Annotated in this window: 19 protein-coding genes; all 19 read left to right on the forward strand. The window is 42.3% G+C overall.

The annotated features are described in order from the left end of the window. Positions 1–125 precede the first annotated feature (125 nt). The 19 genes from CLV99_RS21920 (at position 126) to rfbA (CLV99_RS22010) (ending at position 21,502) form a co-directional block, all read left to right on the forward strand. Positions 126–3,620, forward strand: coding sequence for a SusC/RagA family TonB-linked outer membrane protein (locus tag CLV99_RS21920; RefSeq protein ID WP_133586658.1), 3,495 nt, complete (start codon positions 126–128; stop codon positions 3,618–3,620). Positions 3,621–3,637: 17 nt separating this feature from the next. After that, positions 3,638–5,044, forward strand: coding sequence for a RagB/SusD family nutrient uptake outer membrane protein (locus CLV99_RS21925; protein ID WP_133586659.1), 1,407 nt, complete (start codon positions 3,638–3,640; stop codon positions 5,042–5,044). A gap of 4 nt (positions 5,045–5,048) precedes the next feature. Continuing rightward, positions 5,049–6,122 (forward strand): TlpA disulfide reductase family protein, encoded by a 1,074-nt coding sequence (locus CLV99_RS21930; protein WP_133586660.1) that lies wholly within the window; start codon positions 5,049–5,051, stop codon positions 6,120–6,122. An 11-nt stretch (positions 6,123–6,133) separates the two neighbouring features. Beyond that, on the forward strand, positions 6,134–7,324 hold the full coding sequence (locus CLV99_RS21935) for a TlpA disulfide reductase family protein (RefSeq protein WP_133586661.1): 1,191 nt from the start codon (positions 6,134–6,136) through the stop codon (positions 7,322–7,324). 66 nt (positions 7,325–7,390) lie between these two features. Next, positions 7,391–9,667, forward strand: coding sequence for a redoxin domain-containing protein (locus CLV99_RS21940; RefSeq protein WP_133586662.1), 2,277 nt, complete (start codon positions 7,391–7,393; stop codon positions 9,665–9,667). 194 nt (positions 9,668–9,861) lie between these two features. Then, positions 9,862–10,914: a dTDP-glucose 4,6-dehydratase gene (gene rfbB / locus CLV99_RS21945; RefSeq protein ID WP_133586663.1), complete on the forward strand. Its 1,053-nt coding sequence runs from the start codon at positions 9,862–9,864 to the stop codon at positions 10,912–10,914. Between the two features lie 26 nt (positions 10,915–10,940). Then, positions 10,941–11,288, forward strand: coding sequence for a four helix bundle protein (locus tag CLV99_RS21950; RefSeq protein ID WP_133586664.1), 348 nt, complete (start codon positions 10,941–10,943; stop codon positions 11,286–11,288). A 59-nt stretch (positions 11,289–11,347) separates the two neighbouring features. Continuing rightward, positions 11,348–11,899 carry a dTDP-4-dehydrorhamnose 3,5-epimerase gene (gene rfbC, locus CLV99_RS21955; protein ID WP_133586665.1) on the forward strand — a complete coding sequence of 184 codons (552 nt, stop codon included), beginning with the start codon at positions 11,348–11,350 and terminating at the stop codon, positions 11,897–11,899. A gap of 187 nt (positions 11,900–12,086) precedes the next feature. Continuing rightward, positions 12,087–12,938, forward strand: coding sequence for a dTDP-4-dehydrorhamnose reductase (gene rfbD / locus CLV99_RS21960; protein WP_133586666.1), 852 nt, complete (start codon positions 12,087–12,089; stop codon positions 12,936–12,938). Between the two features lie 22 nt (positions 12,939–12,960). Beyond that, positions 12,961–13,350 (forward strand): GxxExxY protein, encoded by a 390-nt coding sequence (locus CLV99_RS21965; protein WP_133586667.1) that lies wholly within the window; start codon positions 12,961–12,963, stop codon positions 13,348–13,350. A 41-nt stretch (positions 13,351–13,391) separates the two neighbouring features. Next, positions 13,392–14,255, forward strand: a complete 864-nt coding sequence (gene rfbA, locus CLV99_RS21970; protein ID WP_133586668.1) for a glucose-1-phosphate thymidylyltransferase RfbA — start codon at positions 13,392–13,394, stop codon at positions 14,253–14,255. Positions 14,256–14,420: 165 nt separating this feature from the next. Continuing rightward, positions 14,421–14,936 carry a winged helix-turn-helix domain-containing protein gene (locus CLV99_RS21975; protein WP_133586669.1) on the forward strand — a complete coding sequence of 172 codons (516 nt, stop codon included), beginning with the start codon at positions 14,421–14,423 and terminating at the stop codon, positions 14,934–14,936. Position 14,937: 1 nt separating this feature from the next. After that, on the forward strand, positions 14,938–15,408 hold the full coding sequence (locus CLV99_RS21980; protein WP_133586670.1) for an adenylyltransferase/cytidyltransferase family protein: 471 nt from the start codon (positions 14,938–14,940) through the stop codon (positions 15,406–15,408). A 72-nt stretch (positions 15,409–15,480) separates the two neighbouring features. After that, a complete protein-coding gene (gene wecB, locus CLV99_RS21985) occupies positions 15,481–16,599 on the forward strand; it encodes a non-hydrolyzing UDP-N-acetylglucosamine 2-epimerase (RefSeq protein WP_133586671.1) in 1,119 nt (372 codons plus the stop codon). 3 nt (positions 16,600–16,602) lie between these two features. After that, entirely contained in the window at positions 16,603–17,823 is a 1,221-nt protein-coding gene (gene wecC / locus CLV99_RS21990) for a UDP-N-acetyl-D-mannosamine dehydrogenase (protein ID WP_211348621.1), read from the forward strand. Continuing rightward, on the forward strand, positions 17,820–18,875 hold the full coding sequence (rfbB, locus tag CLV99_RS21995) for a dTDP-glucose 4,6-dehydratase (protein ID WP_211348622.1): 1,056 nt from the start codon (positions 17,820–17,822) through the stop codon (positions 18,873–18,875). The genes wecC and rfbB (CLV99_RS21995) overlap by 4 nt, the downstream gene beginning before the upstream one ends. Positions 18,876–18,933: 58 nt before the next feature. Beyond that, complete coding sequence (gene rfbC / locus CLV99_RS22000; RefSeq protein ID WP_133586672.1) at positions 18,934–19,494, forward strand: dTDP-4-dehydrorhamnose 3,5-epimerase; 561 nt, start codon at positions 18,934–18,936, stop codon at positions 19,492–19,494. 169 nt (positions 19,495–19,663) lie between these two features. Further along, entirely contained in the window at positions 19,664–20,512 is an 849-nt protein-coding gene (gene rfbD / locus CLV99_RS22005; protein ID WP_133586673.1) for a dTDP-4-dehydrorhamnose reductase, read from the forward strand. 129 nt (positions 20,513–20,641) lie between these two features. Then, entirely contained in the window at positions 20,642–21,502 is an 861-nt protein-coding gene (rfbA, locus tag CLV99_RS22010) for a glucose-1-phosphate thymidylyltransferase RfbA (RefSeq protein WP_133586674.1), read from the forward strand. The last annotated feature ends 1 nt before the right edge of the window (position 21,503 follow it).

Genomic DNA, 21,503 nt, shown 5'->3' on the forward strand with positions numbered 1-21,503 from the left:
GTTAAAAGTAGATAAAAGAAAAGGAGCATGCCAGGCACGCCCCTAAAATCGTTAACTAACAGAACAGGCTGCGACGGCTAATCTCAGGCCTGGTTACTAATCGTTTACATTAACATTTCAAAATTATGAAAAAAAACGCAATATGCGTTAAGGGAAGATATTGCCCGAGACTTTTAAAAACACTCATTGTTGTGAAACTGACCCTCATCCTCGCCCTGCTATTCAATCTGACCGCTATTGGCAATACCTGGGCTCAAAATGATCGCGCTACATTAAACATGAAGGCGGTCAGGCTTGGATCCGTACTCAAGGAAATAGAAGCCCAGACCAAATACAGATTTGTGTATGGCGAAGACCTTGTCGAAGATTTAGGCAGCTCTTTTGAAGTGCAGAGCCACAACAGGCCGGTCAAAGATATACTTCAAGAATTACTGGCTGGTACCGATCTGAGTTTTACCCTCAGCAAGGACTATCTTATCGTGTTGTCAAAGGTGCGTAAACCGACCAGCCTACAGGCAAAGGTACAAGGGGTAGTGACCGATGAGCAGGGAAAAGTTATACCGGGAGTGACTATTTCAGGAGCAAATAATAATGCGGTATTAACGGATCAGAATGGACGCTTTGTCATTGAGGCCAATCCAGGGCAAACACTGCGGATCTCCTGCCTGGGTCGGGTTTCGCAAACGATCACCATCACCTCCTCGCACCTACAGGAAGGTATAAAGGTGACAATGACTGCCGGAGTAAATACCCTAGAAGAGACGGTAGTCGTAGGGTACGGAAGTACGAGACGTAAAGACCTCACCGGTTCGGTCGCTTCGATCAAGGTCGATGAGATCCGTGATGTACCTTTTATGACTGTGGATGATGCCTTGACAGGAAAGGCGGCAGGTGTGCAAGTCACTAAAGCAGATGGTTCGCCAGGCGGTGCTGTACGGATTCGTGTACGTGGAGGTACTTCGTTGGTTGGGACCAATGATCCGCTATATATCATAGATGGTATTCCGACGGTGGTCACGGACAATTACATCAACTCCCAATCGGATATTGTCAATCCTATCGAAGCGGCTAATGGGCCAGAAGGATTTAATAACAGTGTATCGGGGGCATTTTCGCGGGGATTGAATAATTTGGCAGGTCTTAATTTCAATGACATAGAAAGCATTAATATCTTGAAAGATGCGTCGGCAACGGCCATCTATGGTTCCAAAGCGGCAAATGGCGTTGTGATCATTACCACCAAAAGAGGTAAGCAAAATATGAAACCTCAACTAAATGTCAACTACTATACAGGTATTAACAATTCGCTCCCAGAAAAGGTGTTAAATGCTTCCCAATACAAAAGCTTACTGAAAGAGGCGGCGCAAAACCTGATCGATGAACGTACACGATTAGGACTTAATCTGACCAATACGGCTTCTCTACAATCATTACGTATATTAAATGATCCTAGTTTTTTTGGCAACGCTGACACAGATTGGCTGGATTTAGTATTGCGGACGGGGTATACCAATAATGCCGATATATCCGTGACTGGAGGGGGGCTTGAATCAAGATATTACACTTCATTAAACTATACCGATCAAACGGGTACTGTATTGGGTTCAGATTTCAAACGCCTATCAGGCAAGATAAATCTGGACAACCAGATCGGGACAAAGTTCAAGTTGATCACCAATATTAACTACGGCTATACCGACAATAATCTGATCAGTGGTGCATATGGACAGGCATTGACTGCCCCTCCAACAGCCGAAGTCTATAATCAAGATGGTTCTTTTACCAATTTGGGGGATTTGAGCCAAGATTATAGAGGTTATCAAAATCCTCTGGCATTGACCTCCACCACAAATAATGCTAAAACTTATCTTTTGCTGGGATCGATTTCGGGGGAGTACGATATTTTGAAAGATTTACAATTTAAAAGTACAATCTCTACCAATCTAAATCTATACAACCAGATTAACTATACGCCAAGCTACCTAGAGGTAGGTGGATTCTACGGTAGAGAGTCTACTGGCGGGGGATTAGGTTCAAACTCGCATACCAACTCGCTGAGTACATTTATAGAAAACACCTTGACCTGGAATAAAGATTTCAATGAAAATCACCGACTCAATGTATTGGGCGGTACCTCTTGGGAACAAAATAGGATAGCATCCTTTTCAGCAACCGGACGGGGCTATCCCGATGACTTTTTTTTGAACAACCTTAGCTCTGCAGCTACGCCGGTGCGTGTCCAAGGTGCTAACCCATCGGCTCAGAATGCCTTATTGTCGTTTTATATCCGGGCCAATTATGTGTTCAAAGACAAATACCTGTTGACGTTTACGGGGCGATCGGATGCGTCTTCAAAATTTGGACCGAGCAACCAGACCGGCTACTTCCCTTCCGGTGCCATCGCATGGCGTATTTCTGAAGAGTCCTTTTTAAGGGATAAAACTTGGATTGATGAACTAAAGATTAGATTGAGCGCAGGTCGTACCGGGACACAGGCTATCGGTGACCATATGTGGCGCACGTTGTATACGCCAGATTCTTACGGCAATTCCAATGCCTTGATACCCACGCAGCTGGGTAATGCCAATATACGCTGGGAGTCGACGACACAACAAGATGCCGCTTTGGATTATTCTTTCTTCAAAGGGAGACTCAGCGGGTCCTTAGGCTTCTATCGAAAAGTGACAGACGGTGCCCTACTCAATATCACTCCGGCACCGAGTACTTCCTATTCGAGTGTGATCTATAATATTGCGAAGATTCAGAACAAGGGGATAGAATTTGAGCTTCAAGGCGATTTCGTCCGTAAGGAGCGATTTGGATGGAGTGGAGCACTCAATATATCCAAAAATATGTCCGAAGTATTGAATATAGAAGGAGAGGCATTCTCGGATCCTAACGACAGAAACGCGCTAAACTTAGGGACCAGCGTCGTTCAGGAAGGTGAGCCACTGGGGTTGTTGTACGGTAGGGTATCCCGGGGAATCATCAAGACGCCGGAGCAGCTCGAAGATTTTAAAACGCGTTTCCCTTATTACATTTATTTTCAGCCCTACGTCAATATTGGTGATGTAGACTACGAGATCGAAGATGGTTTTTGGAAGCAGGAGGTCATCGGAAGGACGATCCCTAAATTTTATGGAGGATATACGAATACACTGCGTTACAAAAGACTTTCATTGACTACCCTTTTCACTTTTTCCTATGGCGGTAAACTGCTCTACCAGAAAGATGTAAGCGATATGAATATGCAAAGTCTAGCCAATCGTGGTGTCCGTATCTTGGACAGGTACAATGCTTCCAATACCGATGCCACACGTGCAAGATTAATCTATGGTGAAGGCAGTTTTATAACAAATGACAACATCTATGATGCCTCTTACCTAAAATTAAAAACGCTAAATGTAAGCTATTCACTACCCAGCGATCTGCTCGATCGATTCAGGATAAAACAGATGAACATCTACGCCTCGGCAATGAATCTATTTACAGTAACCTCCTATCCAGGAGCTGATCCAGAAGTGAGCGATGACCCTAGAAGTGTCATCGGTGGGGGTAGGGATATGAGTACTTTCCCTACTTCACGGACTTACACCTTTGGTATACGTTTGGGCTTTTAATTAAAGAAATTATACATATGAAGAATATTTTATATTATCTCGTAGCAATCGGAATTGCTGGTGTACATGTATCCTGTAGTAAACAGCTTGATGCATTACCTACGCAATCTAAAGTAGAGGGCAACGTTATTGTTGATCAAAAAAGTGCAGAGGTCGCGCTGAATGGGGTCTATCTGACCTTTGCGGAAGGCGGAGATGACCGAGGCACGCCTAGCGTGATGTGGTCACGCAACCACGAAGTGTCTCCATCGGTTTTGGGCGCTAATATTAGATACCCGTATGGTTCGGAAGATTTTGAAGAGAATAGCCGAATCACCAGTACGACCTACCCCTTGGAGGATATGTGGACAAGCAATTACAAGTTGATAAATGCTGCGAATGGGGTTATCAAGCAAATCGAAGCACTAGGTGAAGAAAAGATAGCTGTGTCCCGCAAAGAAGAGATCATTGCAGAGGCTCGTTTACTACGGGCATACGGACATTATAACCTCTTACGCTATTTCTCACAGTTCTACGACACAAATAGTACTTATGGCGTATTATTACGTACTGAGTTTATAAGCACCGATAATCTCGCTAAATCGCGGAGTAACGTACAAGAAAGCTATGAATCTATCCTAGCGGATATAGATTTTGCCATCGAAAATGCGCCGGTTGCCAATCCGAACCACTATGCAAACCAGTGGATCGCAAAAGGGATGAAATGCCGGGTGCTTATCCTCCGTGGCTCTTCCACGGATTACACGGAAATTCTTTCTCTTACCAACGACATTATCGAGAACTCGCCTTATGAGCTGGAGACGTATGTACGCGATATCTTTAGTACAAAAGGGATAAGCAGTAAAGAGATTATGTTTGGTATCATGCCGAAGCCGAATCAGGTTATTAAGACGGAAGCTTATTATTTTAGGGAGTCGCCCTCTTATCTGACGACCGACTACTTCAAGAGCTTATTTACTAATAATGACCCCCGAAAGGTTTGGATGATTGGTGTCAATCAAGATGAAGAGGATGCCGTACTTAAATACAGAGGCACGAAACAAGAGGATTCTTATGCGCTACGTCTTACGGAAATATACCTCTTAAGAGCCGAAGCCATCTTGCGGTCCAATGGGAATATCGACGACGCTAAGGCCATCCTCAAGACTATCCTTGGCCATGCCGGATTCACCAATGTTGATCATATAGAACAACTACAGACCCGGGCCGAGGTATTGGTCGAGGTGTATAGAGAAGTAGCCCGTAACTTATCGTTTGAAGATGGTCAGGATTGGACTACATTATGCCGTCTACCACTGCAGACCATACAACAAATCAAACCCAGCATCCTGGATAGAGATCGGATAATTCTGCCCATACCTGCAGAGGAATTTCGAAAAAATCCCATCATAGGTGAACAAAATCCAGGCTATAACAAATTTTAACACGATGAACTACAAACATTATATTACCACCACCGCGATTGTTATTTCAGCGATAGCTGTTCAAGCGCAGGAAGCCACTGTTTCAGGGCGCATAAAAGATATAGGAAACGCTGAATTTGTTATGTACTATATGGATGGCGCTACCCAGAAGTCAGATACGATACAGGTGAAAAATGACCTTTTTAGCTGGAAAGGACTCTTAAGGGAGCCCCAGAAAGTCGGCTTTATGTTTCCATCCGGTTATGCCGAAGCCTTTTTAGAGGCGGGCACGATTAAAATAGATGCACATAAAGATTCGCTTTATAATCTACGCGTGACGGGCAGTAAACTTCAAGATGAGGCCGACGCCTATGCTGCGACATTGGCCGATCTAGAGGAACGGACTAATCCACTTTATGAAAAATGGGGCAAAGGAACGACCGAAGAGCAGCTGAAAATTGAGCAGGAGATGGAAAGTATCCGAGAGGAGCGGAGGCAGCGTGCTGCTAAATACATCGCTGCTCACCCTAAAAGTGCGTTCAGTCTGAGCCTAGTCGAAGACCGGTCTGCCATGGGCAGTTTCGAAGAGGTGAAACCATTATATGACTTATTGGACAAGGGACTATTAAATACAGCGAAGGGGAAAGCGCTGACAGATCGTCTAGCGGTTATCCAACGAAGTGCCCTAGGTTCGGATATGCTCGCTTTTACACAAAATGACCAACATGGCAATCCGGTGAGTTTTGCCGACTTCAAAGGCAAGTTCGTATTGGTTGACTTTTGGGCCAGTTGGTGCGGTCCGTGCCGGGCGGAAAATCCGAATGTGCTCAAGGCCTATAATACCTACAAAGACAAAAACTTCACCGTATTAGGGATCTCTTTGGATGATAATGCGGAGAAATGGAACAAAGCAATCAAAGAAGATGCTATGCCATGGACGCAGGTATCTTCGCTTAAGGGGTTTGACAATGAAGTATCAACGTATTATGGTATACGCGGTATACCGAGCACATTGTTGGTAGACCCTACAGGCAAAATCATTGCGAAAGACCTACGCGGAGAATCGTTACAACAAAAACTAGCTGAAATATTCGAATAACAACAACTGAAATGAATATGAGAAATACCCTAACTTGCCTCGCAGCAGCCCTCCTGTTGATACAGGGTTGCGCAAGCAATAAAACAGAAAATAAATACGTGTTGAACGGACAGCTCACCGGTATTCCGGATGGAATGGTGAAACTACAGCGTATAGATCAGAACGAACATAAATCGATCACCATCGATAGTGTGCAGATTCAAAATGGTAAGTTTACACTCGAAGGTGATCTGAACACTCCAGAGATGATGACCTTGCTGATAGAGCCGGGCAACTGGTCGACCTCCTTTTTTATGGAACCGGGCACCCTGCAGTTTGAGGCGGATACTACGGGAGCCACCCACTATGACTATACGGCGTACGAGGGAGGAAAGGGAGCAGTCCTAACCAAGTTTAACGTGAAGGGCTCTCAAAATCAAGATATCTATAATGCTTTTGAAAATCACCCGAAGAGCCTGGCCGCTAAAGAAGTATACACAGCCTTGAATAAAAAATACGAAGCCGAGTCAAATCCTGAAGGTAAAGAAGCTATCCGCGAGGAGATGGGTACATTTGGCGAGCAGCATAAGGTATGGGAACTGCAGTGTATCGACAGCTTGATCCAGGCACATCCCTCTTCGGTGGCGGTTGCTTATCTATTGCAGCGGTATCAGCAGTTTAACGAATCAATGCCAATATCGGATCTGGAAAAGCGGGTAACAGGGCTTAGTTCTCCCGCAAAGGAGTCGGCTTACGTTAAAGAACTAGAAAATATTCTAGTCATCAAAAAAGCATTACTGCCCGGACAAGAAGCACCAAATTTCAAAGCGTTAAAGACGGACAGCACGGAGTTTACATTATCCGCACTGCGCGGCCAATACGTGCTGTTGGATTTTTGGGCCAGCTGGTGTGGTCCCTGCCGTAAAGCTATTCCCCACTGGAAAGAGGTCTATGCGCAGTACCATAATAAAGGTTTAGAGATCGTCGGCGTGACCAATGATAGCGGATGGCCGGACTGGTTTAAAGCACTGGACATGGAAAAAATGCCTTGGTTGCAGGTTGCAGATGATTTTCCGGTTAAAAATAGACCCGCCCGCATAGCTACATTGTATGACATCCCGAGTCTACCCACCTATGTGCTGTTGGACAAGGCGGGTAAGATCCTGGTACATACAACATCCAAAGAAGATGTAGATGCGGAGCTGAAGCGAATATTTAATTAATAAATTTTAAGGGGCTGTATCATAAACTTCGCTTTGTGATACAGCCCCTTTTTAACTTTATATAACATGCTAAAGAAACTAATTTTCATTTCGGTATTGTCTCTAGGAAGCCAGGCTTTTGCCCAGAAACCGAATACCCTAATCACAGGCAAGCTCGAAGGACTACCAAAGGAAGAGTGGATCTACTTTATGGGATTTGGAGATAGGCAGAAAGATTCTGTACAGCAAACTGATAAAGGGTTTAAATTTGAATTGGATATTCCAGAGGGGCAGGGGGACTTCTATATTTTGCAAGCGGGCAAAATGGATCGTTCGGGAGAGATGAACGGGACATTTCTCTTTTTCGAAAAAGGAAAAATAAATATAGCCAGTAAAACACCCCAGTTTAAAGATGCCAAATTCTCAGGCGGTAAACTGGCCGACTATTACAATCTGTTTCAAAACCGGCCACAGGTCGACGGGAGTAAGGAATTGTACGAACAGCTCCGAGCGGCTTTCGATCGAAAGGACACCGTGAAGTCTGCCGAGCTACGAAAACGTATGGATGCCCTGAACGAAGAACAGCAAAAGCTGGATAAAGCCTTTGTCTTAAAGCACAAAAATAGTGCAGGCATAGTCTACCCGATGTTTTTCACCCTTCGGGATAGGGATAATCTAGCCGAAGTCGATGCACTCCTACAGCAAGTGAGTCCGCAGGCTAAAAATAACATACCGATTAAAAATATCGAGCACAGCATCAAGACCGATAAGCTGACGGGCATAGGTCGTACAGCCTTACCTTTCTCACAGACAGATACCTCGGGCAAGGTTGTTTCCTTGAATGATTTCAAAGGGAAGTATGTGCTTATTGACTTTTGGGCGAGCTGGTGTGTGCCCTGCAGGATTGAAAACCCTCATGTGGTGACCGCCTACCAGCAGTTCAAGAATAAAAATTTCACCGTGTTGGGCATATCCTTTGACAATCCAGGTCAGCACAATCGCTGGATAGAGGCCATCCATGCGGACAACCTGAGCTGGACACAAGTCTCCGATCTAAAAGGCTGGAAAAATGAAGTTGGCGTGCTGTATGATATTAAATCCATCCCGTCCAACCTATTGCTGGATCCGAATGGAACCATTATCGCGAAGAATCTAAGAGGGGATAAGCTGGAAGAAAAACTTCGGGAGTTATTAGGCGCTCCGCAGATGGATCAGAATACCTTTGTTCTATCGGGAAAAGTCGACAACCCCGAACAGTACACCGCCTTCCACATCCGCTATGAAGGTGCCGATGGCAAGACTGTAGCCGACAGCACCCGCATCTTCAATGGTGTCTTCAGCTATATCGGTAAGGTGTCTTCTCCTGTTGAAGTCAGCGCATATTTTACAAAAGACAAGGAAGGTGCTCCTCAATCCTATGAAAAGTATATGCGCTTTTACGTTGAACCGGGAGCGCTCAGTTTGACGGGGAATACCGACCTACCACAAGAGCTACTGATTGCCGGATCTAAAGTCCAGGATGAAAATGTGGTGTTTAATGCTATCGGAAAAGAAGAAAGTGCACTCGTAAAACCTCTAAGTGAGGCCTACAACAAGAAAAGCATGGAGTATGGTCGATTGAAGAAAGAGGGGGCTGCCGAATCTATTTTAAATGAAAAATTGGAAGCGTGTGAAAAGTTGCGCGAGCAGATGGCTCCCTACTATGATCGTATACGTGATAAAAAGCTTGCGTATATCCGGGAGCATCCCAATTCGCATATATCGGCGGGACAGTTACGTTACTATGTCAGCAGTTTGAGCTTGGATGAGCTACAGGGATTCTACGACAAAATGGGGCCTGAGGTTCGCAATTCGGCCGCAGGACAGGAGTTGAAGAACGAAATAGCCAACCTTCAGGGGGGATCCCCAGGTGGGATAGCAGCCGATTTTTCGGGACCGGATATTAACGGCAAGCCGTTGAAACTTTCCGATTATAAAGGACAATATGTTCTTATTGACTTTTGGGCCAGTTGGTGTGTACCTTGCCGTAAAGGCAATCCCCACCTGTTGCAGTTGTATAGCAAATACAAAAAGAAAGGGTTTGAGATCATCGGTGTTTCGGATGATGATACCAATCCGGCAGCATGGCGTAAAGCCGTAGATCAAGATAAAATCGGGGTCTGGAAACATGTATTGCGTGGTCTCAAAAAGTCGCCGGATGGCGGGTATGATAAGTCGGAGGATAAATCCGAAGCTTATGGTATACACACGCTACCAAGCAAAATATTAGTAGGCCCTGATGGTATTATCATAGGCCGTTATGCCAGCGGAGCAGGATCGGATGAAGATCTCGATGCAAAGCTGAAAGAGGTATTTAAGTTTTAACGCCGAGAGGTTATTGCCAAATTAGAGATGATTGCGCCCGTGGTATAATACCCCGGGCGTAGCTTTTTAATCTTCTCAACCCTATCAACCCTCTTAACTATCTAACCTTCTAATGCCTCCACAGTTTCACCTCGTCACGCTGTAACTTTCTACCTCTTTTTCACTTTACCCTCTAATATTCTTACTTTCGTAGAATGAAGAGGACGATAATAATCACAGGTGGTGCAGGCTTTATTGGCTCCCACGTAGTACGTGAATTCGTAAATAAATATCCATCGTATCACATCATTAATCTGGATGCTCTGACGTATGCCGGTAATCTGGAGAATTTAAAAGATATAGAAGGGAAATCGAGCTATACCTTTGTCAAAGCGGACATTACAGATGCGAAGCATATTTTAGCGATTTTTCAAGAATACAAGCCCGATGGAGTGATACATTTGGCCGCAGAATCGCATGTAGATCGCTCGATCAGTGATCCTTTGGCTTTCGTGATGACCAATGTGATTGGTACGGTTAATCTGTTGAATGCTGCTCGCGAGATTTGGAAAGATAATTTTGAAGGAAAGCGTTTCCATCACGTATCTACGGATGAGGTGTATGGTACCTTAGGAGAGACGGGCTTATTCACAGAAGAGACGGCTTACGATCCACATTCGCCTTACTCCGCCTCCAAAGCTTCTTCGGATCATTTTGTACGGGCGTATCACGACACCTATGGTTTGCCAGTGGTATTGACCAACTGTTCGAATAATTACGGTCCAAATCACTTTCCAGAGAAATTAATTCCGCTGTGCATCCACAATATTTTAAACAATAAACCACTACCTATCTATGGCGATGGTAAATTTACTAGAGATTGGTTGTTCGTTATTGATCATGCGAAAGCTATTGATCTGGTCTTTCACAAAGGCACTACAGGTGATGCCTACAATGTTGGCGGCTTTAACGAATGGCAAAACATAGATCTGGTCAAAGAACTGTGCAAGCAGATGGACGAGAAATTGGGTAGGCCAACGGGGACCGCTGACCAATTGATCACCTTTGTAAAAGATAGACCTGGGCACGATTTACGCTATGCTATCGATGCCACGAAGATCAATCAAGAATTAGGCTATCAACCATCTGTAACCTTCGAACAAGGATTATCCATTACAATTGATTGGTTCCTATCAAATCAAGAATGGCTAGACAACGTAACCTCTGGGGAATATCAAAAGTATTATCAAGAGCAGTATAACAGATAGGTGACAAAGTTATAAGGTTACAAGGTATGAAATCGCATGAAGATTTAAAGGTTTGGCAAGAATCCATGACGCTAGTTGAAAAGGTCTATGCATTGACGGCATCTTTTCCAAAAGAAGAGGTGTATGGTTTGACTAGTCAAATCCGGAGATCAGCAGTTTCTGTACCGTCAAATATAGCAGAAGGTGCTGGCAGGCAAAGTAAAGCCGAATGGATAAGGTTTCTTTTTATTGCACAAGGCTCTTTGTCTGAGTTGGATACCCAACTTAAGATTGCGCAACGTTTAGATTATATCGCTGAAGCTAAGGAGATTTTCTCTAGTATATTTTTTATAAGGAATATGCTGACAAAACTAATCAACAGCATAAAGGTCTAACAATGTAACCCTGTCACTTTATCACAATGTAACTCTCTCAACTATATCAACAACAAAGAATGAAAATCACAGAAACCAGTCTAAAAGGCTGTTATATATTAGAACCTGCAAAATTTGGTGATAGCCGGGGGTATTTCATGGAAGGCTTTAATGAAAAGATCTTCAATGAAGTGACGGGCACGAATACGCATTTTGTGCAGGATAATCAATCGTTCTCCACTAAGGGGGTGCTTCGTGGATTGCATGCGCAGTCGGGTGAACATGCTCAAGCTAAGCTAGTGCGTGTATTGGATGGTGAAGTGTTGGATGTAGCGGTCGATGTTAGACCAGAATCTTCGACTTTCGGTCAATACGAAGCTGTACGACTTTCTGCAGAAAACAACCTACAGTTGTTCGTTCCACGTGGCTTCCTGCACGGGTTTGTAGTATTAAGCGAGACAGCAACGTTCTTTTACAAATGCGATAACTATTATAACAAAGAATCCGAGTGTGGTGTGCACCCATTAGATGCAGATCTTGCAATAGACTGGGCGATCCCAGTAGAAGAAATGTTATTGTCCGATAAAGACAGAGAAGCACAATCATTCGCTGAGTTTAAAGCTACTTTGTAGAAGAAGCAGTAATTGTACAAATAATAATTATGTTGCCTAACAAAATTTTGAAAATTGCAGTGAGTTCACAATCCTTACATTCAAAATTTTTAAGCAACACGGTTTTGCACACTTTTGACAAGACAAAAGTGTGAGCCTGTCACGGCTTGAGTGACATAAAACACTTGAGTGACATAAAGAAATTGAGATGAAGATATTAATAACCGGTTCTAATGGTCAGTTAGGCTCAGAACTAAAGGATTTATTAAAAGATCATGCAGACAAAGAATGTTACTTCCTTGACCGCAAACAACTCCCTTTAGAACAAACCTTGATTATTCAGGATATCTTAGGAATGTACCAGCCTGATTTGATTATTCATGCTGCCGCCTATACGGCTGTAGATAAGGCTGAATCAGAACCTGCACTTGCAGATGCCATTAATCATTTAGCTTCAGAAGAAATTGCTCAATACTGTAGATTGCATGGTGCAAAATTAATTGCTATTTCTACCGATTACGTGTTTGATGGGAATTCTGATGTTGCTTTGACCGAAGACGCGCCTGTAGATCCGATCAATACCTATGGCTTGACCAAGCTAAAAGGCGAGCAGGCAATTCTGAAATGGCATGCAGAGAGTATCGTGATTCGCACTTCATGGGTTTATTCAACTTATGGGAATAACTTTGTAAAGACCATGATCCGTTTGATGACAGAAAGAGACGAAATCTCCGTTATTAACGATCAAATCGGTTCGCCAACTTATGCCAAAGACCTAGCTCAGGCTATTGTCGATATCATCGAAGGCGAGGATTGGGTAGGCGGACTGTATCATTACTCCAACGCAGGAGAAATATCCTGGTACGATTTTGCGATAGCCATTAAAGAGATAAAAGGACTGGATTGCAAAATCAACCCTATCCCTACTACACAATACCCAACGCCCGCAAAGCGTCCGAAGTACTCCCTGCTCGATAAATCAAAGATAAAACGTACATTTAAAGTAGAAGTACCAAGTTGGAAAGATAGTTTAGTGCAAATGCTAGCAAATTTAAGCTAATTGATGCGAATTTAGTTGAGCAATGAATAAAGAGATTGTCTATAAAAATGAAAGCTTTCAGATCATAGGTATCTGTATGAAAATTCATTCGAATTTAGGAGCAGGCTTTTTGGAGTCGGTTTATTCAGAAGTCCTCGCTAAAGAGTTAAAGAAGGAGGGTATTCCTTTTGAACAAGAAAAGAAACTAGATTTATATTATGAAGATCAAAAGTTGAGTAAGTATTTTAAAGCAGACTTTATTTGTTTTGAGGATATAATTTTAGAGATTAAATCAGTTAATTTTTTGGCGGAAGCGTTCAATAAACAATTATTAAATTATTTACGAGCAACAAATAAGAGGCTTGGGATATTGATTAATTTTGGACAGTCGTCATTGACATATAAAAGAATCGTTAATAGTAAACCTGCGTAATTCGCATTAATTTGTGAAAATTCGCTTTAATTAGATCACGAATGAAAGGAATAATACTCGCCGGCGGCTCCGGTACACGATTACACCCTTTGACACTGGCTGTATCCAAGCAGTTGATGCCAGTCTATGATAAACCGATGATATATTACCCTTTGTCTACACTGATGTTGGCAGGGATTAATGAGATACTGATTATCTCCACCCCGCAGGATCTATCTAATTTTGAAAAATTATTGGGCGATGGATCACAGTTGGGGTGTAAGTTTTCGTATAAAGAGCAACCTTCTCCAGACGGTCTTGCGCAGGCATTTATATTAGGTGAGGAATTTATCGGAGACGATAAAGTAGCTTTGATATTAGGAGATAACATCTTTTATGGGTCAGGAATGTCTAAGCTGTTGCAATCCTCGGCAGATCCAGATGGAGGCGTTGTATTTGCCTATCCTGTACATGATCCTGAGCGCTATGGCGTAGTTGAGTTTGATGCAGAAAATAAAGTTGTTTCTATTGAGGAAAAACCAGTGGAGCCGAAATCTAATTATGCTGTACCCGGCCTTTATTTTTACGATAATGATGTTGTAGAGATTGCTAAAGGTATAAAGCCATCGCATCGTGGGGAGTTAGAGATTACTGATGTCAATAGAGAATATCTGAGAAGAGGGAAGCTGAAAGTAGGTGTATTCGATCGGGGAACAGCCTGGTTGGATACAGGTACAATTCAGTCCTTGATGCAGGCCGGCCAGTTTGTACAAGTCATTGAGGAACGCCAAGGAATGAAAATCGGGGCGATTGAAGAAGTGGCCTATCGCATGGGGTATATTGACAGAGAACAGTTGATTCAGATTGCCGAATCCTTAAAAAAATCAGGGTATGGCGAATATCTAATGAGATTGGTTAAGAAATAGGTGGTAGTGAAAGCTGTCACTTTTTCGTTTATGGTCGGTTACTTCACCGCTTGTCACCGTTTCACGATTTTACATTTTCACTCTATAACCTTCTTAACTTTTCTCACTTTTTCTAACCTACTTCATTTTTTTATGAGTACTTTTGTGACTCAACACTATTAGCCAATGTTGCAATCATTGATTACGTCCAAGACGAGACTCAAGTTATTAATTAAATTTTTTGTGTCGGCGAGCAATCGCGGGTACCTGCGTGGTATTGCCGAAGAATTTAATGAATCGACCAATGCAATTCGCAAAGAGCTCAATCAATTGACAGAGGCAGGTTATCTTGTTCGCGAAGAAGGTGAGCAGAAGGTTTTCTATCGTGCAAATTCCAAACATACACTGTTTGGTTCATTGCAGGGATTAATTCATGATTTTTTAGGTATTGATCAAATTGTGGATCAGGTATTGGAGCGAGCTGGTGATGTACAGCAAGTTGCGTTGCTTGGCGACTATGCGCAAGGACTAGATTCTGGACATATTGAGGTCTTAGTGATTGGCAATAATGTGGATTCGGCATATTTATTGCAGGCAGCAGGCAAGGCTGAAAAATTGCTGAATAAAAAGGTGAGCTTGTATACACAGGTACCTGAATTGGCAAAATCGAAAATAGTACTATATCAAAAAGAAAGCTTTTAATATGGATAATAAGGAGAAAAAACAGGATTACAATCCGGGACCTCGGGTGGGAATTACTTTCTCGACCTTTGATCTGTTGCATGCTGGACACATTATGATGTTGGCTGAGGCAAAGCGTCAATGTGATTATTTGATCTGTGGTCTGCAAATGGATCCTACATTGGATCGGCCGGAGAAGAATGCGCCCACACAGACCGTTGTTGAACGCTATATTCAATTGCGTGGTTGTCAGTATGTGGATGAGATTGTCCCTTACTCTACGGAGCAGGATCTGGAAGATATCTTACGGTCCTTTAAGCTAGATGTACGCATTGTGGGCGATGAGTATAAGAATAGAGATTTTACTGGTCGTCAGTACTGCGAAGATAAAGGGATTGAACTGTATTTCAACGGTAGAGATCATCGTTTTTCGAGTTCGGGACTACGTAAGATTGTAGCGGACAAGGAGAACTTGAAAAATGGGAAGGGGTAGCAAAAGAGAGCTACATAGTATATATTAAGTAACAGGATTTCTTTAGCAAATCACAATTATAAAAAACTGTAAATGAAGAAAAATCTTATTGTATTCGGGACACGACCAGAAGCTATTAAAATGGCCCCTTTGGTAAAAGAATTTAGGAAACATCCAGATATGGAAACTAGGGTTTGTGTAACCGCGCAACATAGGGAAATGTTGGATCAGGTTTTAGATTTCTTTAATCTTGTACCAGATTATGATATGGATTTGATGAGGCCTAATCAGAGTTTGTATTCTTTAACCTCAGATATTATTATTGGTTTAAAGCCTATTTTAGAGGAGTATCAACCAGATTATGTCTATGTACATGGAGATACCAGTACTACCATGGCAGCTGGAATCGCTGCTTTTTATTCAGGGGCACGGGTTTGCCATGTAGAAGCAGGGCTTCGTACACATAATAAGCGCTCTCCGTTTCCAGAAGAAATTAATAGACAGATCACTGGACGTATTGCTGATTTCCATTTTGCCCCGACTGTAGCTTCCGAAAAGAATCTTTTAGCAGAGAATATTGCTGTAGATACTATTTTGGTAACGGGTAATACCGTTATTGACGCCTTGTTTGAAAGTTCTGCGCGTGTAAGGGATTTAGATAATGAAGAGATTAATGAACTAAAAACACTTGTTGATGCATCTAGGAGGTTGATATTAGTGACGGGACATCGACGGGAGAATCATGGACAAGGATTTATTAATATTTGTGAAGCATTGAAGGAAATTGCATTAAAGAATCCAGATGTGCAGATTATTTATCCTGTCCATTTGAATCCTAACGTAAAAGGCCCCGTATATGAAATCCTGTCTGGGATTGATAATATACAGTTAATTGATCCTTTAGCCTATCCAGCTTTTGTTTGGTTGATGAATCAGTCTTATCTGATAATTACTGATTCCGGTGGTGTGCAGGAAGAGGCGCCGAGTCTGGGGAAACCAGTTTTAGTCATGCGTGATACTACCGAAAGACCGGAGGCGGTAGATGCAGGGACAGTTATTCTTGTAGGTACTGATAGGCAAAAAATTGTTTCAGAAGCTCAGCAGCTTTTGGATTATACAGCTCGATATAAGCAAATGAGTGAACTACATAACCCTTATGGCGATGGAAAAGCTTGTGAGCGGATTGTTAATTTCATCAAAAATTTAAGATAAATCATGTCAATACAAGCAAAAGTAGTAACGGTGGGTTTAGGTTATATCGGATTACCTACCTCTGCTCTAATCGCAAATAGTGGTATAAAAGTACACGGGGTAGATATCTCACAACATGTAGTTGATACTATCAATGCAGGTAAAATCCATATTGTAGAACCCGAATTGGATAAGGTAGTTGCCGAAGCTGTAAGCCGAGGGTTTCTAAAGGCTGCTACGAAGCCAGTTGGTGCAGATACATATTTAGTTGTGGTGCCTACTCCGTTTAAGGGAGATCATCAGCCCGACATTTCCTATGTACAAGCTGCTACTGATGGTATTATCCCTTTATTAAAAGAGGGTGATCTATATATTATCGAATCGACTTCTCCTGTTGGGACTACAGAGAAGATGATGGAATTAATATTTACTAAACGGCCAGAATTAAAAGATAAAATATACTTGGCGTATTGCCCTGAGCGTGTTTTGCCTGGGAATGTAATGTATGAGTTGGTGCATAATGACCGTGTGATTGGAGGTGTTAATGAAGGCTCTACACAAAAAGCATTAGCTTTTTACAGTCAGTTTGTTAAAGGAGAGTTACATCCGACAAATGCTCGTACAGCAGAGATGTGTAAATTGACAGAAAACTCATCCCGAGATGTACAGATTGCTTTTGCAAATGAGCTATCACTAATCTGTGATAAGGCTGGAATAAATGTTTGGGATCTAGTTAGATTAGCAAATAAGCATCCTCGGGTGAATATTTTACAGCCAGGATGTGGTGTAGGAGGACATTGTATAGCGGTAGATCCGTATTTTATTACTGCAGACTTCCCCATGGAATCTCGTATTATTGCACAGGCACGTTCTACAAACAATTATAAACCTTTTTGGTGCGCGGAGAAAGTGAAAACAGCGCGTTTGGAGTTTGAGCTAAAACATGGGCGCCAGCCATCGATAGCTATTATGGGGCTGGCCTTTAAACCAAATATCGATGATTTGCGCGAATCGCCTGCTATTCATATTGCTGAAAGAGTATTACAGGACTCTGGAGATGCAGCTATGTATATAGTAGAACCTAATGTTCATGAACATAAAATTTTTAAATTAACAGATTATAAAGAGGCGATAGAAAAGGCAGATATTATTGTGTTTTTAGTGGCGCATAATGAGTTTAAAACTTTAGATATTTCTACAGATAAAACAGTGTTAGATTTTTGTGGGGTAACAATAAAAAAATGATAAAGTCAATTATTATCACAGGTGGTGCAGGCTTTATTGGCTCCCACGTAGTACGTGAGTTCGTAAATAAATATCCATCGTATCACATCATCAATCTGGATGCTTTGACCTATGCGGGTAACTTGGAGAACCTGAAAGATATTGAGGATAAGTCCAATTATACTTTTGTTAAAGCAGATATCACGGATGCAAAGCATATTCTAGAGGTATTTCAAGAATATAAGCCCGATGGAGTTATCCATCTAGCGGCAGAATCGCATGTTGATCGCTCAATATGTGATCCTTTAGCATTTGTGATGACGAACGTAATCGGTACGGTTAATTTATTGAATGCCGCTCGGGAGATTTGGAAGGATAGTTTTGAGGGCAAGCGTTTTCACCATGTGTCTACCGACGAGGTGTATGGTACATTGGGAGAAACGGGGTTATTTACCGAAGAGACTTCCTACGATCCGCACTCGCCTTATTCGGCTTCCAAAGCTTCTTCAGATCATTTTGTACGCGCCTATCAAGATACGTACGATTTACCTGTAGTATTAACCAACTGTTCCAATAATTACGGACCCAATCATTTTCCGGAGAAATTGATTCCGCTTTGTATTCACAATATCTTAAACAATAAGCCTCTACCGATCTATGGTGACGGTAAATTCACCCGCGATTGGCTTTTTGTAATTGATCATGCTAAGGCCATCGATCTGGTATTTCATCAAGGTGATAATGGACAGTCTTATAACGTTGGTGGCTTTAACGAATGGCAGAATATTGACCTGGTCAAAGAACTGTGCAAGCAGATGGACGAGAAGTTAGGAAGACCAGCAGGTACGGCGGCGCAATTGATCACGTTTGTAAAAGATAGACCAGGTCACGATTTGCGTTATGCTATCGATGCGACGAAGATTAACCAAGAATTAGGCTATAAGCCATCTGTAACTTTCGAACAGGGATTATCCATCACAATCGACTGGTTCCTGTCAAACCAAGAATGGCTAGATAATGTAACCTCTGGGGAGTATCAAAAGTATTATAGTGAACAATATAAGGACAACTAGTTTTTAAATCTATTTAAAGTCTAAATACTAATATCTTAATACTTAATACTAAATAAAGATGAAGATTACAGAAACCAGTCTAAAAGGCTGTTATATATTAGAACCTGCAAAATTTGGTGATAGCAGAGGATATTTTATGGAAGGCTTTAATGAAAAGACTTTCAATGAGGTGACCGGCACGAATACACATTTTGTACAGGATAACCAATCATTCTCTACAAAGGGGGTGCTTCGTGGATTGCACGCGCAGTCGGGAGAGCATGCTCAAGCTAAGTTGGTTCGTGTATTGGATGGTGAAGTGTTGGATGTAGCGGTTGATGCTCGACCAGGGTCTCCGACTTTCGGTCAATACGAAGCTGTCCGCCTTTCTGCAGAAAACAATCTGCAATTGTTCGTTCCACGTGGCTTCCTGCATGGGTTTGTGGTATTAAGTGAGACAGCAACCTTCTTCTACAAGTGCGATAACTACTATAACAAAGAATCCGAGTGTGGTGTACACCCATTAGATAAAGATCTAGCGGTAGACTGGCAGATCTCAGTAGAAGAAATGTTATTGTCCGATAAAGACAGAGAAGCGCCGAGTTTTAAGGATGTTTTTAGAAGGGAAGTAGTAAAGTAGGTTACTGGTTATACAGCTTATATAATGTCGCCTATATTTTTGAAAACTGCAAAAGCTGTTCGGTAGTTCACTATCCACACATTCAAAAATATCAAGCGACGAGTTTTGGTCCATTTTGGCGATACAAAGTGGAAGCCCGTCACGGCTTGAGTGATATAAAAAGATTGATATGAAGATATTAATAACTGGTTCCAATGGCCAACTCGGTTCCGAATTAAAAGAATACTTAGAAACAAATCCTAGGTACGAAACTTATTTCTTAGACCGTAAACAACTTCCTTTAGACCAAACTTTGATCATTCAAAACATCTTAGGAATGTATCAACCCGATTTGATCATCCATGCGGCAGCGTATACGGCGGTAGACAAGGCCGAATCAGAACCTGCACTTGCCGATGTAGTTAATCATTTGGCATCCGAAGAGATTGCCCAATATTGTAGATTATATGGCGCTAAACTGATTGCTATTTCTACCGATTACGTATTTGACGGCAATTCCGATATCGCGCTAACCGAAGATGCTCCTGTAGATCCGATCAACACCTATGGCCTGACCAAGTTGAAAGGCGAACAGGCAATTCTAAAATGGCATGCGGAGTCTATTGTAATCCGTACCTCGTGGGTATATTCAACCTATGGTAATAACTTTGTGAAGACTATGATCCGTTTGATGACCGAGCGAGATGAAATATCCTTGATTAATGATCAAATCGGTTCACCGACCTATGCGAAAGACCTAGCTCAGGCTATTGTCGATATCATCGAAGACGAAGACTGGGTAGGCGGGGTATACCACTACTCCAACGAAGGGGAGATATCCTGGTACGATTTTGCTGTAGCCATTAGAGAAATAAAAGGATTGGATTGTACAATCAACCCTATTTCTACGACACAATACCCAACGCCAGCAAAGCGACCAAAGTACTCCTTACTCGATAAATCAAAGATAAAACGTACATTTAAAGTAGAAGTGCCAGATTGGAAAGATAGTTTGCAAGCAATGCTTGCTAGTCTTTAAATCTAGATAACAGGTTCTCTTGATAACCCCGAAGTAAATTCGGGACACAGCACAATAACAAACAATATGGCATTAGCATTAGGACACAAAGTCTGAATACTAACATCTAAATACTAATATCTAAAAAGAATGAAAGGAATAATACTAGCCGGAGGTTCGGGGACACGTTTGCACCCGTTGACACTAGCTGTCTCTAAGCAGCTGATGCCGGTCTACGATAAGCCCATGATATACTATCCCTTGTCTACGCTGATGTTGGCTGGGATCAGCGAGATACTGATTATCTCTACCCCACAGGATCTACCTAATTTCGAAAAATTATTGGGAGACGGATCACAGTTAGGTTGTAAATTTACATACAAGGAGCAACCAAGCCCAGACGGATTAGCGCAGGCTTTCATCTTGGGCGAGGAGTTTATTGGTGATGATAAAGTAGCTTTGATATTAGGCGATAATATCTTTTATGGGTCAGGGATGTCCAAATTATTACAGTCTTCAGCTGATCCAGATGGAGGAGTCGTATTCGCCTATCCTGTACATGACCCAGAACGTTATGGCGTAGTCGAGTTTGATAAAGACAATAATGTCGTATCTATCGAAGAGAAGCCCGTAGCGCCTAAGTCAAATTACGCCGTTCCAGGACTTTATTTTTACGATAATGATGTGGTGGAGATTGCGAAGAATATAAAGCCATCGCATCGTGGTGAACTGGAAATTACCGATGTCAATAGAGAATACCTAAAAAGAGGCAAATTGAAGGTTGGCGTATTTGATCGAGGAACCGCCTGGTTGGATACCGGTACTATTCAGTCATTGATGCAAGCAGGTCAGTTTGTACAGGTCATCGAAGAGCGTCAGGGTATGAAAATAGGAGCGATTGAAGAGGTGGCTTATCGTATGGGCTGGATAAACAAACTCCAGTTAATTAAGATTGCGGAACCTCTCCGCAAGTCGGGCTATGGTGAGTATTTAGTGGGCTTAGTTAAGTAAG

The organism is Sphingobacterium yanglingense (assembly GCF_004363245.1).
GTDB classification, from domain to species: domain Bacteria; phylum Bacteroidota; class Bacteroidia; order Sphingobacteriales; family Sphingobacteriaceae; genus Sphingobacterium; species Sphingobacterium yanglingense.

Bases quoted from the DNA above. Each gene is read 5' to 3' on its own strand.
- CLV99_RS21920 (WP_133586658.1), top strand. From the start codon at position 126: ATGAAAAAAAACGCAATATGCGTTAAGGGAAGATATTGCCCGAGACTT.
- CLV99_RS21925 (WP_133586659.1), top strand. From the start codon at position 3,638: ATGAAGAATATTTTATATTATCTCGTAGCAATCGGAATTGCTGGTGTA.
- CLV99_RS21930 (WP_133586660.1), top strand. From the start codon at position 5,049: ATGAACTACAAACATTATATTACCACCACCGCGATTGTTATTTCAGCG.
- CLV99_RS21935 (WP_133586661.1), top strand. From the start codon at position 6,134: ATGAATATGAGAAATACCCTAACTTGCCTCGCAGCAGCCCTCCTGTTG.
- CLV99_RS21940 (WP_133586662.1), top strand. From the start codon at position 7,391: ATGCTAAAGAAACTAATTTTCATTTCGGTATTGTCTCTAGGAAGCCAG.
- rfbB (WP_133586663.1), top strand. From the start codon at position 9,862: ATGAAGAGGACGATAATAATCACAGGTGGTGCAGGCTTTATTGGCTCC.
- CLV99_RS21950 (WP_133586664.1), top strand. From the start codon at position 10,941: ATGAAATCGCATGAAGATTTAAAGGTTTGGCAAGAATCCATGACGCTA.
- rfbC (WP_133586665.1), top strand. From the start codon at position 11,348: ATGAAAATCACAGAAACCAGTCTAAAAGGCTGTTATATATTAGAACCT.
- rfbD (WP_133586666.1), top strand. From the start codon at position 12,087: ATGAAGATATTAATAACCGGTTCTAATGGTCAGTTAGGCTCAGAACTA.
- CLV99_RS21965 (WP_133586667.1), top strand. From the start codon at position 12,961: ATGAATAAAGAGATTGTCTATAAAAATGAAAGCTTTCAGATCATAGGT.
- rfbA (WP_133586668.1), top strand. From the start codon at position 13,392: ATGAAAGGAATAATACTCGCCGGCGGCTCCGGTACACGATTACACCCT.
- CLV99_RS21975 (WP_133586669.1), top strand. From the start codon at position 14,421: ATGTTGCAATCATTGATTACGTCCAAGACGAGACTCAAGTTATTAATT.
- CLV99_RS21980 (WP_133586670.1), top strand. From the start codon at position 14,938: ATGGATAATAAGGAGAAAAAACAGGATTACAATCCGGGACCTCGGGTG.
- wecB (WP_133586671.1), top strand. From the start codon at position 15,481: ATGAAGAAAAATCTTATTGTATTCGGGACACGACCAGAAGCTATTAAA.
- wecC (WP_211348621.1), top strand. From the start codon at position 16,603: ATGTCAATACAAGCAAAAGTAGTAACGGTGGGTTTAGGTTATATCGGA.
- rfbB (WP_211348622.1), top strand. From the start codon at position 17,820: ATGATAAAGTCAATTATTATCACAGGTGGTGCAGGCTTTATTGGCTCC.
- rfbC (WP_133586672.1), top strand. From the start codon at position 18,934: ATGAAGATTACAGAAACCAGTCTAAAAGGCTGTTATATATTAGAACCT.
- rfbD (WP_133586673.1), top strand. From the start codon at position 19,664: ATGAAGATATTAATAACTGGTTCCAATGGCCAACTCGGTTCCGAATTA.
- rfbA (WP_133586674.1), top strand. From the start codon at position 20,642: ATGAAAGGAATAATACTAGCCGGAGGTTCGGGGACACGTTTGCACCCG.